Below are 13,029 nucleotides of genomic sequence, written 5' to 3' on the forward strand. Positions count from 1 at the left end.
GATACTCCGGTCCGCCAACGTTGCGAAACGAAAGAATGTGGTGAGACGTGTCAGTTCGCGGCAGGTCAGTCCTCGGAATCGTACGCTGAGACTTCGTACTCGGAGGTACCGCACTTCGGACACTCGTCCCTGACGGGTCGGATGCCCTCGTCGGTTTCCCTGCCGACGCGCAACTCTCCGCAATCAGCACATTCCAACTGATAGACCACCACGCCTCTGTGGAGACACTCCGGCCAGTAAACCCCCGAGACGGTTGCAACTGTTTCACGGCAGTTCGACCCTCGTTCTGGCGGTGAACGTCGAAATAAGAGCGAGTGGAGCGATACCGAGAACCGCAACCGCCGGCAATGCGCGACCGGAAGAACGAAGTCCTTCGGTAAGATACGACCGAGCGCGTGGTCGTGCGAACCGCCGCGTTTTAAACTCGCTCGTCGAGCGTGGTGCCGTCGCCGCATTTAACCCCTTCGTTTCAACTGGAGCGCCGGACGCGGAGGGACGTCAGTTCGAGTTGACGTTCGACTCGTCGTCGGTCACGTCCGCGTCGAGTTCGCCGAGGTCGCGCTCGTCGTTGTACTCCTCGGGTCCGGCGGCTTCGCCGGTTATCTCGTCGTAAACCGCTTCGCGGGCCTCGTCGGCGGACTCGAATCGCTCGTCCACGAGGCGGTCGAAGACGCTCCCGAGCGACTCGGTCTCGTTCTGGAGGTCGAGGGGTTGGTCGCCGTACTCGGTCGCCAGTTCCTCGCTGGTCGCGGGGTACTTGTGCTCGCCGAGCATCTGGCCCGCCTCGCCGAGAATGCTCTCGACGCTTTCAGTTCGCTCGCGCTGGCGCTCGCGGGCGTGGCGCTGTTCGCGCTCGGGGTCTGGTTCGTCGGCCATGTTGCCGAGTAGTGTCGTGACGTCCGTAACCTTGCTGGCTGTCGGAGCGCGACGCCTACTTTTCCACGTCTAGCAGAGCCACGCGCTCGCAGACGAGGTCCGCGAGCGTCGCGCCGGTCGCGTCGAGTTCCGCCTCGCTCACGTCGAAGAACTCGCGGACGGCGCCGGCGTCGATGCGGTCGGCCGCGAGCGCGTCCCCGGACGCAGGCGCGAGCAGGTCGCCGACCGCTTGGGCGGCGGCGCGCTCGCTCTCGGCGTCATCCGCCGGCGAGTGGACGACGACCACGACGTCGGTCTCGCCCTCGCCGACGCCCATGCGGAGCGCGCGGTTGATTTGCCGTCGGCCCGCGGCGTACAGCAGGATTTCGACGGCGCGCTCGCGGGCGACGTTCTGGTCTCGCTCGAAGGCGCGGTCGGCGCGCTCGACGGCGGTTCGGAGGTGTGCCTCGCCGAGGACGTAGTCCGGGTCGAACGCCTGCACCGCGCAGTCGAACTCGTCGCCGACTTCGCCGAGGTCCCCGAGGAAGGCGTCGAGGTCCTCGATTTCGGCGCGACCGTCGACGAGTCTCATTCGTTGCCCTCCGCGCGGAGTCGCTCGTGGCGAGTCATTCGAAGTCACCGAGGCTCTGCTGGCCGCCGTCGTCTCCGGTTCCGGTCGCGTCCCCGGCGCTGACCTCGCCCTCGGGTTCGACGCCCTCGAGGTCGGGGTCCTTCCGACCGACGTTCTCGAGGATGGTCTCGGCGGTCTTCCGGCGGCCTCGAAGCGCGCCGAGGACGACCGACTTGTCGGCGTCGCGGAGGTCGGCGCGGGACTCGATGCCCGCCTCGTAGAGTCGCCGGGCGCGCTTGCGGCCGACGTTCCGGACTCCGGCGAGGTCGAGCAGTTCATCGCGGACGCCGTACTCGACGCGCTTTTTCGCCTCGCGGATGGCCGGGCCGGAGTCGAGACCGAGTTCGCCCGCGAGTCGCTCGGCCGCGTTGAGCAGCCACTCGGCAGTCTCGACCTTCCCGCGGATGTCGCCCGGACCGACGCCGTACTGCTCGGCCATGTCGTCCTCGTCCATCTCGGAGGCCCAGTCTTCGAGCAGGCGGGCGGTCTTGAGCGCCGAGAGCCAGTCCTCGAAGGCGCCGTCCTCGAACTCCGAGGGCATCGACCCGAGGAACTCCGACTCGCGCTCGTAGGCGAGTTCGGTGTATTCCTCGCGGTCGCCCGACCGGAGGTAGAGTTCGTACATGTCGGGGGTGCGCGAGACGAGGTGGTAGAGACCCATCGCGGTCGGTCGGTCGTCGGCCGACCGGATGCCGTCGATGATTTCGGCCGCGCTCATGGGGTCGATGTAGAGTTGCGAGACGCGGTGGCCGAGTCCGGTCGCCCGGAGGCCACCGTCCTCGCGTTCGAGGAACTCGTTGCGTTCGAGATAGCGCAGGACGTTCTGGGTGACGGTTTCGAGGCGGCCGGTCTCGTCGGTCTGGGTCGCGTAGAGGGTGCGTTCGAGGAACGAGACCAGTTCGTCCTCGGTGTCTGCGAACCCGGAGGCGACCGTGGCGAGGATGTGGGTCCGCAGGGCGGGTTCGGCCGCGAGTTTCGACCGAACCGGTTCGGGGTCGGCCCAGACGTAGCGGTCGAACAGTTCGTTCAGTTCGTCGTGGCTGTCGGCGATGAGGACCGCCTCGCCGTAGGGGTCGAGTCCGGGCCGTCCGGCCCGGCCGAACATCTGGTGGACCTCCAGCACGTCGAGCGGTTGCATGCCGCCCACGTCGCCGTCGTACCGCCGCCAGTCCCGGACGATGACCCGCCGAGAGGGCGTGTTGACCCCCGCGGCGAGCGTCGGGGTTGCGGAGATGACCTTGATGAGTCGGTCACGGAAGGCGTCCTCGACGAGTTCGCGGCTCTCGCTGGAGAGGCCCGCGTGGTGGAACGCCGACCCCTTCTCGACGGCGTCGGCGAGGTCGTCGCTGGTCTGGGTGTCGCTGGCGTCGCGGATGTCCGCGGCGATGTCGCGCAACTCGGCGCGCTCCTCCGTCGTGAGGTAGTCGCGGGTCACGTCGCCGAGTCGCCTCGCGGCGGCCTCGGCGTTCCGCCGGGAGTTGACGAACACGAGCGACGAGCCTTCGTCGGTCAGGGTGTCCTCGACCAGTGCGGCGGTCGCCTTCTCGTTCCCTCTGGAAATCTGCTTCTTCGACCCGTCGTCCAGGTGGAGCGCCTGCCCGTAGAGGACGCCCTTCTGGAGGTCGATGGGCCGCCACGACGAGTCCACGAGCGTCGCGTCGAGCCAGTCGGCTATCTCGTCGGCGTTGCCGACCGTGGCCGAGAGCGCGACGGTCTGGAGGTCCTCGTTGAGTTTCCGGAGTTTGGCGAGGGTGACTTCGAGCGTCGGGCCGCGGTTCTTCGAGTCCACGAGGTGGACCTCGTCGGCGACGACGCAGGTCAGGTCGTCGACCCACTGGGCGCCGTTCCGGACGAGCGAGTCCACCTTCTCGCTGGTGGCGACGATGATGTCCTTCTGGGCCAGCCAATCGCCGTCGCTGTCGTAGTTGCCGGTCGAGACGCCTACGTCGATGCCGTACTGCTCGAACTCCTCGAACTCGGCCTTCTTCTCGCTGGCCAAGGCCCGGAGCGGGACGATGTAGAGCGCCTTTCCGCCGCGGGCGACGCTGGTCAGCATCGCCAACTCGGCGACGAGCGTCTTCCCGCTGGCGGTCGGGACGCTGGCGACCACGCTCTCGCCCTCGGCGACGCCGGCCTCGACGGCCTCGCCTTGGGGCGGGTACAACTCCTCGATGCCCTGCTCGCGGAAGTGTTCGGGGACGCCGTCCGGTAGGTCGGGGATGTCGGAGATTTCGACGGTCACGCCGCCCACCTCCGCGGGGAGACGAAAGTAGTCATTACCCCGTCTTTGGCGCGTCTTCTGGTTTAAACTGTCGGGTCGGGCGGTCGGTCGGGGTGTCTTTCCGGTCGGGCGGAGGATTGATTCGGACTTTCGGAAGTAACTCGCTCGTCGGAACCGCGAGCGGAGAGACGGCGAACTCGGGAACTCCGGCAACGATTAGGACTTCGCCGCCCAACCCCGAGCCATGAGAGTCGAGTTCGACCGCGACACCTGCACCGGGATGTTCCAGTGTACCGCCGAGTGGGACGCGTTCGAGGAGAACCGCGACGACGGAAAGGCAGACCTCCGCGACTCCGAGGAGGAGGACGAGGACACTTTCGTCCGCGAAGTTCCGGACGACGCCGAGTTCGACGCGAAGATGGCGGCGCGCGTCTGCCCGGTGGACGCCATCCGGGTCTACGACGACGACGGCGAGCAACTGATTCCTTGACTGCGTTCGGTCGCTCCCGGCCGTTCGCTAGTTTTCCGCCTCTTGCATCGCCGATGCTCCCGATGCTGGCACCGCCGACCGTGTATCAGAATCTCCAGACGAAAAGGTGGGGTAGCGTGACGCGTTCTCGTGTCCGGTGCGGTCGCTCGGTCGGCGAATCGCGTACGCGAAAATTAAGTCCGGCCGCAATCGTGTGCTCGCCCCGCTGTCTCACTCGGTCGTCAGTCCCTCGACGTTGTCGTCTTCGTCGACATCGTCGGGATAAAGCTGTTCCTCCCAGCCGTGTGCGCCACTGCGCACGTCCCAGTGATTTCCCATAGCTAACCGTTACAGGGCTAGCTACGGAGAGTGAAAATCGTTTCGGGGCGGCAAAATTCGCGTGATAGAGCGTCTCATTCGGGTGTCTGGTACTGCGGTCGCGTCCGAGGTCTCGTCACTCGAAGGTCTTCTCGGCCCACTTGACCGCGTAGTCCGCGCCGTGGTCTCGATAGGCCGTGGTGTCGAGCGCCGCGAACGGCGCGGGGAGTTCGAGTCCGTGCTTCACCGCCGCGCAGGCGAACTCCGCGGCGTCGGCGAAGTCGGTCTCGTCGCGGGCCATCGAGGAGGGCAGGCTCTCAAGTCGCGGTTCGATGCGCTCGCCCGCGTCCTGCCACGCCGCGAAGAGTCGCGGGTGGTTCTCGCCCCACTCGGCGAAGACCTCGCGGGTGTGGAGTCCGAGGTAGGCGTCGTACAGCGCCGCCGCGACTTGGTAGACGCTCCCCGCGTCGAACGGGAGTGCGGCGTCGAGGTCCCGGTACCGGTCCTCGAAGAACCCGAGGAAGTGTTCCGGAAGTCCGGTGCCGATTTCGACGAGCGCCTCCGCGACGAGGAAGTCCACGAACTCGTCGGGCGACCCCTGCACGCGGGGCTTGACGAACGCGACCGGCGGGTCGGTCTGGCGCGTCCACGCGACGCTCCCGTCGCCGGGCATCCCGACCGTGAAGTCCGACGAGGCGAACCGGGCGAGGAGTTCGGGCGCGTCCTCGGGAAGCCACTCGGCGGGGTAAGCGAGGGGGTCGAGCGCGTCCACCAGAAGGCCGAGGTCCTCGGCGCGCGCGGGGTCGAGCGTCTCGAAGTCCGACCCCGAGTCGAGGACCAGCGCGTCGGGCGCGTGGGCCTCCCGGACCGCCTCGACTTCCCCCGAGAGCGACCGTTCTTCGAACATCAGGCCGCGAGCCAGAGGTTCGCCAGCAGTGCGACCGACAGTATCGTCACGATGCCGATGGTTCCGACCGTGATTTTGGTTGCCTTGCTCATGGTCGGTCGTTCGGGCGCGAGCGTTTAAAATTGGCAGGTTTAATCCGCGCCGGTCCCGGCACCCACGTCGGACTCGCGGGCGACGCGCTTCCACTCGCCGGACCAGAACCGGAAGACGTTGACTCCCGCGCGGAGGTACATGTCCCCGAGAATGGAGACGTACACCGCCAGCAGGCCCAAGCCCATCCCCGGCGCGAACTGCACGCCCGCGACCTCGAAGAGGACGACGCCGGGCGCGACCGCGAGGAAGGCGACGGGGAGCTTGAAGAAGTAGGTGCCGACGAACGCGCCGTAGAAGGGCCAGCGCGTGTCCCCTGCCCCGCGGAGTCCGCCGCGCATGGTTCTGGAGACGCTGAAGGCCGCGACGCCGAGTCCGAACACGCGGACGAACGTGACGGTCAGGTCCACGTGTTCGGTGCCGAACGCGACCGAGAGAGGGCGGGCCGCCGCGAACAGCGCCGCGCCGATGAGCAGTTGCGTGACCAGCGCGATGCGGAGCGTCTGCCACCCGTACTCGGTGGCCTCGTCGTCCTCGCCCGCACCGATGGACTGGCCGACCAGCGTCGAGGAGGCGGTCGAGTACCCCCACGCGGGCATCAGCGCGAGAAGCATCACGCGCCTGCCGATGGCGTAGGCCGCGACGACCGGCGTGCCGAGCGTCGTGAGGACGATGAGGAAGGGGAACCGACCGAGCGTCCGCGAGAGTCGAGTGCCCGCGAGCGGTGCGCCGACCCGGACGATTTCGCCGGCGATGGACCAGTCCCACTGCTTGCCGCCGAGGGGGAGACGGACCGAGTACCGGCCGGAGAGGAGCGCACCGGTGAACAGCGTCGCCGCGAGGACGTTGGCGATGGCGGTGCCCCACGCCGCGCCCGCGACGCCCAGTTTGGGGAACGGTCCGAACCCGAAGATGAGGACCGCGTTGAGGAGGATGTTGGTCGGGAGCGTGAGCAGGCGGACGTACATCGGCGTCCGGGTGTCGCCGACTCCGGCCAGCGCGCGGGCGGCTATCATGCTCCAGAACCGGAACGAGACCGAGAGCATGATGATTTTGAGGTAGATAGCGCCGAGTCGGATGGTCTCGGGGTCGTCGGTCAACACGTCTATCATCGGTTCGGCGTAGGCCCACGTCGCCGCGGTGATGGGCACCGCGAACAGGAGCGCCAGCCAGAGCGACTGCTTGATGGCGAAGTTGGCCTTCTCGTGTTCGTCCGCGCCCTCGAACCGCGAGACGACGCTGATGGTCCCGCTGGTCAGCGCCAGCGAGAGACCGAAGGGGATGAAGAAGTACTGGAAGCCGAGTTCGAGCGCGGCGACCGCCTCCGCGCCGAGCGACGCCCGCCCGACCATGAAGAAGTCCGCGACCCGGAGCAGGGTCCGCATCCCGCCCGTGACCATCACGGGCACCGCGAGGTCGAACGCTTCCTCGCCCTTCTCCCGGTCGAGTAGACCGAGTCGGGCGAGCGCGGCCGGAAAGAGGAGGGCAACGCTCTGTGCTCGGCGCTTGGCGTCGTCCAACATCCGATACCGAGTGTTGCGGAGCGCACGGTAAACAGTTTTGCGAAGGTCTCGTAGCTCGACAAAAACGTCGTGGAGAAACCTACCGAGAGGAAACGATGGTCGGGAGGCGTCTCGTCGGTCGGCCAGCGCTTCGTTCGCCGGTCAGCGCTCGACCTCGTCCCACGCGTCCGGAACCTCGATGACGTACTTGCCGTCCTCCTGCAGGGAGATGATGTACTCCTCGCGCTCGTACAGTTCCATCAGGTTGAGTTCGTACTGGCCCGGGTTGACGATTCGGATGCTCTCGAACTGGCTGTTGAGTTCCTCCCGGAGTTCCTTCAGGCCGGGGTTCTCGTCGTCGGGCGCGCTGACGACGTTCGCGTCGTCGTCAGCGCCTGCCCGAGCGGGACCGGCCTTCGCGGCGCTCTCCGGCGGGTCGTCGGGGAGTTCCGACTCGTTGACGACGTCCGAGCGGGCGCTCGCTTGCGCCGAGTCCTCGGCGCTGGGTGCGGCGTCGGGAGTCGCGGGCGAGTTCGGAGTCGCGGGCGAATCGGTCCGTGACGACTCCGCCTCGCCGGCCCGTTCGTTTCGAGCGGGACCCGAGCGGTCGCCGCCGACCGCTCCCTCGGAGCGCCCGCGCTCGGCGGACTCCTCCGAGTCGTCTCGCGTGCGCACCCAGTCGCGCACGGTCGCGGCCGCGCGGTTGACCGCGCCCGAACTGGCGTCGTCGGTGTCACCTCGGGCGTCCTCGGCGTCGGGTCGGGCCTCGCTCCGGACGCCGCCGCTCTGACCGCGAGCGCCCCCCGTTTCGGGTGCGTCGCGACCGGACGACCGGGCGTTCTCCGGCGTCTTCTTCGGTTCGGTGGCGCGAGTAGCGGCTCTCGCTCCGGCGCCGTCGCCAGCGTTCCCATCTGCGGCGCTCGCGGGCTGGAACTGGAACTTGTTCCCGCCGCAGTCGGGACAGCCCGACAGCATCTCCTTCGAGCCGTCCGCGAACGACCGACCGCAGTTGGTACACTGGTGAGGCATTATTTGCGGGAGACGAGCGCGCTGATGAGGTTCTCGTCTTTGTGAAGCGTCTCGATTTGGTTCGCCGGGCCGATGACCGTGAGCTTGTGAGTCGACTCCTTGCCCATCAGGCGGTCGAGGAAGCTCTGGTCGGCGGTCTCCGAGCGGGGGTACGTCTCGATTTCGATTCCGTTGAACTCGTCGGGGCTGATCTCGGTCATCGTCACCTCGATGAGTTTGCTCTCTTCGTCGGGCGAGAGGCCGGTCTCGAGGATGACGATGTTGCCGTCGCGGACCCCGTCGAGGATCATCCGAATCTTCTCCATCGAGGCCATCTCGGCCATCCGGTCGGCGCCGATGAGGTCGATCTGAACGCCGTCGTTCGGGTCGTCCTCTGTCACTTCCGGCATGGTATCACCCGAAGTACTCCGCGATCTTCCCGTACACTTCGTCCATGTTGTCACCTTCGAGCGCCGAGAGCGGAATCGTCTCGTGCTGGGGGAACGCGTTGCGGATGCGCTGGACGCTCGAATCTTCGAGGTCGGTCTTGTTGGCGAGGATGAGGACCGGAAGGTCCTGACTCTCGATGATGCCGATGAGCATCGTGTTGACCTGCGTGAAGGGGTCGGTCGTGCTGTCCAACACGTAGATGACCCCGTCAACGTCCTCGCGGAGCCAGTGCATCGCCTCCGCGACGCCTTCGGTGGCCTCGCGGGAGCGCCGCACGGCGTCCTCTTTCTCCATGTCGTGATCGAGAAACTCCTCGTAGTCCACCTTGGTCGTCACGCCCGGCGTGTCGACGATGTCGATGGACACCGTCTTGCCGTCGCGCTCGATTTCGACGTTCTCCTTGCGGCGTGCGCGTCGAGTCTCGTGTGGAATGTGGCTCTCGGGACCGACTGCGTCACCGGTCCAATCACGGGCGATACGATTCGCGAGGGTCGTTTTTCCGGCGTTCGGCGGGCCGTAGATACCGATACGCTTCGGCTCCTGCGCCGAGAAGAGCTTATCCGTAACGCGGGAAATGCTGTCTTTCAGGTCCGTAAACAATCCCATCCTTTCCTCCCAGACCCCACTATCGGCGTACGAAACCGTCACGGGGGCTGTTGCGCGAACAACTATATCCCACCTACTTAAACCTATGTCAGACACCGCTCGGGGAAAATGACTGATTCGGGGGTTCGCAACGAACGCGTCGGGCGTTTCGAAGCCGCCCGACGCTGGGTGAGAGAGACGAAGAGGGAAGAAGACACGATTAAACGCGCTGCTACGACAGACCGAAGAGTCAAGTAAGGAGGCCGAAGCTCCACTGCGAGAATTGACGATGGGATACTGTTTCGGCTCGACGAAGGGTTAGGTTCCAGTTGAAACGGAGGGGTCGTGGCAACGAGAGCCAAAGAGCGTATCGGGCGAACGTCGTAGAGAGACGCCACGAGAGTCAGCGTTAGCGGTAAATCGCCGTTTAGCGGTGGAGTTTCAGTAGAAGCCACTCGGCAGTAGAAGTGAGTCGGTATCAGAGATGGGTCGGTGAGTTGAAAGTGTAGCACCGATGACGCCGAGGAGAGACGGTTACTTTCTATTGGGAACGACACCGTCGAGCAGACGGCCGGACACGCAGATCGAGGCGGGTGGACTGCTACTGAGTTCATAGCGTATTGGTCAGCCCCACCCCCACCCCTTCGTTTCGAGTGGAACCGGACGAGGCGGTGGGGCGAAGGGAGATGCGCGGTTGGTTACAGGGTAAAGCCAGAGAACAGAAGGGAAAATACTAGGTTGGACTAGTTTGCGGATATTGTTTTTCTTCTACTATAATAAAGGTTGCTAGTCTATAGACACCCCTCCCCTCCCCACCGTCTCACGCGCTCCACCTGAAATGAAGGGGTGGGGGAGGGGACAGCTCTGTTCACCGACCACGGTTCGACTCGAAGAAGAGGGGTCTCGATTCGAGGGTGATTACTCGAAGCAACGAAAACGTGCAACGGAGGATACCCGAACGTGGATTCCCCGAACACGAAACGAGAGATGTGAACGAGTCACGAAATTCGGTTTGGAGAACAGTCGTCTACTGATCGACCCCGCCACCGTTTCCGGGCTCTACGCGAAACGAAGGGGTAGGGGGTGCAATCTCGTCGGGTACTGGCACTTCATCCCTTTCTCTCCTTCCTCCTCTCCGCTCTTGCCTCCTCCTTTTCTTCTATTTTCTTCACATCCGGTTCGTCTACTCTGTCGGACCGCGTTCGACCGCCGCTACACACGAAACGAGGGGGTTCGACGCCCGGAAATCACACCCTGAACCCTGATTTAGGCTGCGTTTTAACTGCTGTCTTCGGGCGTTCTGTTGCCTCTCGCGCCCGTATCTCTGAACTGAAACGAAAGAAGAAAGAGTTTAATACCCTGCTGGACCTTTAGTTCTCCTGCATCAACTGGACGCGCTCGCAACTTCTCGACCTCGGCATCCCGGCGCTTTCGGTCGGTTTCGCCGAAATCAGCTCACGCGTCGCGCGTCTTCCACCTGAAACGATGGGGTCGGCACGAACGTATGTCAGACGAAAACAGCCAACCGACGGACGACGCGGTCGACGTCAGCCCCGACCGTAGCTTCGACAACGTCGATTTAGACGACGTGGTCTTCGACGACGAGGACGACGAACAGGGGCTCTTCGACGACCTGTTGTCCGGCGAACCGATATTCGAGAACAAGGAGGTCCTCCGGCCGTCGTACACGCCGCACGAACTTCCCCACCGGAAGGACCAAATCAACAACATGGCGACGATTCTCGTCGCCGCGCTCCGTGGGGAGACGCCCTCGAACATCCTGATATACGGCAAAACCGGGACTGGCAAGACGGCCAGCGCGAAGTTCGTCAGCAAGGAACTGGAGAGCACCTCCCAGAAGTACGACGTTCCGTGCAACGTCGAGTACATCAACTGCGAGGTGACCGACACCCAGTACCGCGTCCTCGCGCAACTCGCCAACAAGTTCATCGAGAACAATCAGGAGTTCGTCTCCGACCGCGTCGCCGAACTCGACGCGCTCCGCGAGGAGGCGACCGCCGACCCCGCGCGACTCGACGACACCGAGTTCGACTCGCCCGAGGCCGTGGACGCGCGCATCGAGGAACTGGAGGACGACCGCGAGGAGATGGAGTCGGTACCCATGACCGGATGGCCGACCGACCGCGTGTACAACACGTTCTTCGAGGCCGTGGACTACGAGGAACGAGTGGTCGTCATCATGCTGGACGAGATCGACAAACTGGTCGAGAAGTCGGGCGACGACACGCTCTACAACCTCTCGCGGATGAACTCCGAACTCGAAAACTCGCGGGTCTCCATCATCGGCATCTCCAACGACCTCAAGTTCACCGACTTCCTCGACCCCCGCGTCAAGTCCTCGCTCGGCGAGGAGGAAATCGTCTTCCCGCCGTACGACGCCAACCAGCTCCGAGACATCCTCCAGCACCGCGCGGAGGTCGCGTTCAAGGCCGACGCGCTGAGCGACGACGTGATTCCGCTCTGCGCCGCGTTCGCCGCACAGGAACACGGCGACGCCCGGCGCGCGCTCGACCTCCTCCGGACCGCGGGCGAACTCGCCGAACGCGACCAGGCCGAGGGCGTCAACGAGAAGCACGTCCGGAAGGCCCAGGAGAAGATAGAACTCGACCGCGTGGTCGAAGTCGTCCGCACCCTGCCCACGCAGTCGAAACTCGTCCTCTTCTCCATCATCTCGCTGGAGAAGAACGGCGTCCACAACGTCAACACCGGCGAGGTGTACAACATCTACAAGCGCCTCTGCGAGGAAATCGACGCCGACGTGCTGACCCAGCGCCGGGTCACCGACCTCATCAGCGAACTCGACATGCTCGGCATCGTCAACGCGGTGGTCGTCAGCAAGGGTCGGTACGGGCGCACCAAGGAGATCAGCCTCTCGGTACCCATCGACGAGACCGAGGCGGTGCTGATGTCCGACTCCCGACTCGGCGACATAGAGAGCGTCCAACCGTTCGTGCAGGCGCGGTTCGACAACTGACCTCTTTTCTCTGCGACGGACTCGTCGGATAATCGGCGGTCAATCGGCGTTCTAGACTTTTCCGGAGAACTTCAGCCTCACGTATCCGAGGTACGGGATTCGGACCTCGGCGGTACCGCGAATCCAGTCGGGCTTGACGACGTTCGATATTCCGCGAGACTGGTCGTAGAACCCGTTGTGGTCACCCTTCGTGATGAACCCCGCGTGGGACGCCGGACAGTTCGACAGTTCGCGACAGTTGTCGACGCCCTCCGGAAGGTACTTCTTTTTCGCTTCGTCGTACCAGTTCTCTCCGTCTTCGACCCAGAATCTGGCGCGGTGGATTATCGGCGTCTCCTGCGAACTCCCGTACGGTTGATACACTACCACGTCTCCGTAGCGGTTGAACTTCTTGTATCCGGCTTCCTTCCCGGCCTGATACGTGACGACTCCGGTTCCTTGGTGTGCGGCCGCGGGCGCGAGTCGACCCTCCTCCATGATGAACACGAGGTCGCCCTTCTCCATGTTCGGCTGCATGCTCCCGCTCTCGATGGCCACCATCGGCGGCCAGACGCCGCTCACGGCGAACAGTAGGAGACCGATGGCCAGCACGATTCCGGCGCTACTCAACACCTCGCGGACGAACACGACGACTTCGTTGTCGCTGGCGCGGAACCGGCGGACGAGCGCGAGCGGACCGGTGCCCTTCTCGCGCTCGCCGCCGTCGGACCGGGCCTCGCGCTCGACGCGCGAGCGGTCGGCCCTGTCCGCGGCCGCGTCGTCGGACCGCTCGCCGGACGAGGTGGGCGGACCGTCGGCCTGCCCGTCCTCGCCGGAAGAGTGGTCGTCTCGGGAAGAACTCATCGGACCCACCTTACCGTTCCGAGGTTGTCAATTTTCCGGGTGCGGCACGAGTTTACGCGAGTAATCTGGACCGTCGGGGGCGAGAGTGAGCGGCCGGGCGCGTCGCGACTCGATTGTAACGGGTCCAACGCGCGTCGAAAAACGATTGGGCACAG

11 protein-coding genes are annotated in these 13,029 nt (G+C 65.0%); 2 read left to right on the top strand and 9 right to left on the bottom strand.

The annotated features are described in order from the left end of the window. Positions 1-498: 498 nt before the first annotated feature. From M0R89_RS06560 to M0R89_RS06570, 3 genes are read right to left on the bottom strand one after another with little or no spacing between them, the layout of a single operon-like run. Positions 499-876, bottom strand: coding sequence for a DUF5789 family protein (locus M0R89_RS06560; RefSeq protein ID WP_248651759.1), 378 nt, complete (start codon positions 874-876; stop codon positions 499-501). A gap of 55 nt (positions 877-931) precedes the next feature. Further along, a complete protein-coding gene (cgi121, locus tag M0R89_RS06565) occupies positions 932-1,447 on the bottom strand; it encodes a KEOPS complex subunit Cgi121 (protein WP_248651760.1) in 516 nt (171 codons plus the stop codon). Positions 1,448-1,481: 34 nt separating this feature from the next. Further along, entirely contained in the window at positions 1,482-3,728 is a 2,247-nt protein-coding gene (locus M0R89_RS06570; RefSeq protein ID WP_248651761.1) for an ATP-dependent DNA helicase, read from the bottom strand. 223 nt (positions 3,729-3,951) lie between these two features. On the opposite strand from M0R89_RS06570, the gene M0R89_RS06575 reads away from it, so the two are divergent. After that, positions 3,952-4,197 carry a ferredoxin gene (locus M0R89_RS06575; RefSeq protein WP_248651762.1) on the top strand — a complete coding sequence of 82 codons (246 nt, stop codon included), beginning with the start codon at positions 3,952-3,954 and terminating at the stop codon, positions 4,195-4,197. A 433-nt stretch (positions 4,198-4,630) separates the two neighbouring features. Here M0R89_RS06575 and M0R89_RS06580 read toward each other — a convergent pair whose 3' ends face one another. The 5 genes from M0R89_RS06580 to M0R89_RS06600 all read right to left on the bottom strand — a co-directional run bounded on the left by M0R89_RS06580 (position 4,631) and on the right by M0R89_RS06600 (position 9,057). After that, positions 4,631-5,401 (bottom strand): DUF7089 family protein, encoded by a 771-nt coding sequence (locus tag M0R89_RS06580; RefSeq protein WP_248651763.1) that lies wholly within the window; start codon positions 5,399-5,401, stop codon positions 4,631-4,633. Positions 5,402-5,532: 131 nt separating this feature from the next. Continuing rightward, positions 5,533-7,014: an MATE family efflux transporter gene (locus M0R89_RS06585; protein ID WP_248651764.1), complete on the bottom strand. Its 1,482-nt coding sequence runs from the start codon at positions 7,012-7,014 to the stop codon at positions 5,533-5,535. Positions 7,015-7,155: 141 nt separating this feature from the next. After that, positions 7,156-8,022 carry a Zn-ribbon domain-containing protein gene (locus M0R89_RS06590; protein ID WP_248651765.1) on the bottom strand — a complete coding sequence of 289 codons (867 nt, stop codon included), beginning with the start codon at positions 8,020-8,022 and terminating at the stop codon, positions 7,156-7,158. Beyond that, complete coding sequence (locus M0R89_RS06595; protein WP_248651766.1) at positions 8,022-8,411, bottom strand: DUF2073 domain-containing protein; 390 nt, start codon at positions 8,409-8,411, stop codon at positions 8,022-8,024. The genes M0R89_RS06590 and M0R89_RS06595 overlap by 1 nt, the downstream gene beginning before the upstream one ends. A 4-nt stretch (positions 8,412-8,415) precedes the next feature. Further along, positions 8,416-9,057: an Era-like GTP-binding protein gene (locus M0R89_RS06600; RefSeq protein ID WP_248651767.1), complete on the bottom strand. Its 642-nt coding sequence runs from the start codon at positions 9,055-9,057 to the stop codon at positions 8,416-8,418. A 1,483-nt stretch (positions 9,058-10,540) separates the two neighbouring features. Between M0R89_RS06600 and M0R89_RS06605 the strand changes: the two genes are divergently transcribed. Then, positions 10,541-12,031: a Cdc6/Cdc18 family protein gene (locus M0R89_RS06605; RefSeq protein ID WP_248651768.1), complete on the top strand. Its 1,491-nt coding sequence runs from the start codon at positions 10,541-10,543 to the stop codon at positions 12,029-12,031. Between the two features lie 51 nt (positions 12,032-12,082). Here M0R89_RS06605 and M0R89_RS06610 read toward each other — a convergent pair whose 3' ends face one another. Then, positions 12,083-12,874, bottom strand: a complete 792-nt coding sequence (locus M0R89_RS06610; protein WP_248651769.1) for a S24/S26 family peptidase — start codon at positions 12,872-12,874, stop codon at positions 12,083-12,085. Positions 12,875-13,029: the final 155 nt, after the last annotated feature.

The organism is Halorussus limi, assembly GCF_023238205.1.
GTDB classification, from domain to species: domain Archaea; phylum Halobacteriota; class Halobacteria; order Halobacteriales; family Haladaptataceae; genus Halorussus; species Halorussus limi.

Excerpts from the sequence above, each read along its gene's own strand:
- M0R89_RS06560 (WP_248651759.1), bottom strand. The coding sequence starts at position 876 with ATGGCCGACGAACCAGACCCCGAGCGCGAACAGCGCCACGCCCGCGAG.
- cgi121 (WP_248651760.1), bottom strand. The coding sequence starts at position 1,447 with ATGAGACTCGTCGACGGTCGCGCCGAAATCGAGGACCTCGACGCCTTC.
- M0R89_RS06575 (WP_248651762.1), top strand. The coding sequence starts at position 3,952 with ATGAGAGTCGAGTTCGACCGCGACACCTGCACCGGGATGTTCCAGTGT.
- M0R89_RS06580 (WP_248651763.1), bottom strand. The coding sequence starts at position 5,401 with ATGTTCGAAGAACGGTCGCTCTCGGGGGAAGTCGAGGCGGTCCGGGAG.
- M0R89_RS06585 (WP_248651764.1), bottom strand. The coding sequence starts at position 7,014 with ATGTTGGACGACGCCAAGCGCCGAGCACAGAGCGTTGCCCTCCTCTTT.
- M0R89_RS06590 (WP_248651765.1), bottom strand. The coding sequence starts at position 8,022 with ATGCCTCACCAGTGTACCAACTGCGGTCGGTCGTTCGCGGACGGCTCG.
- M0R89_RS06595 (WP_248651766.1), bottom strand. The coding sequence starts at position 8,411 with ATGCCGGAAGTGACAGAGGACGACCCGAACGACGGCGTTCAGATCGAC.
- M0R89_RS06600 (WP_248651767.1), bottom strand. The coding sequence starts at position 9,057 with ATGGGATTGTTTACGGACCTGAAAGACAGCATTTCCCGCGTTACGGAT.
- M0R89_RS06605 (WP_248651768.1), top strand. The coding sequence starts at position 10,541 with ATGTCAGACGAAAACAGCCAACCGACGGACGACGCGGTCGACGTCAGC.
- M0R89_RS06610 (WP_248651769.1), bottom strand. The coding sequence starts at position 12,874 with ATGAGTTCTTCCCGAGACGACCACTCTTCCGGCGAGGACGGGCAGGCC.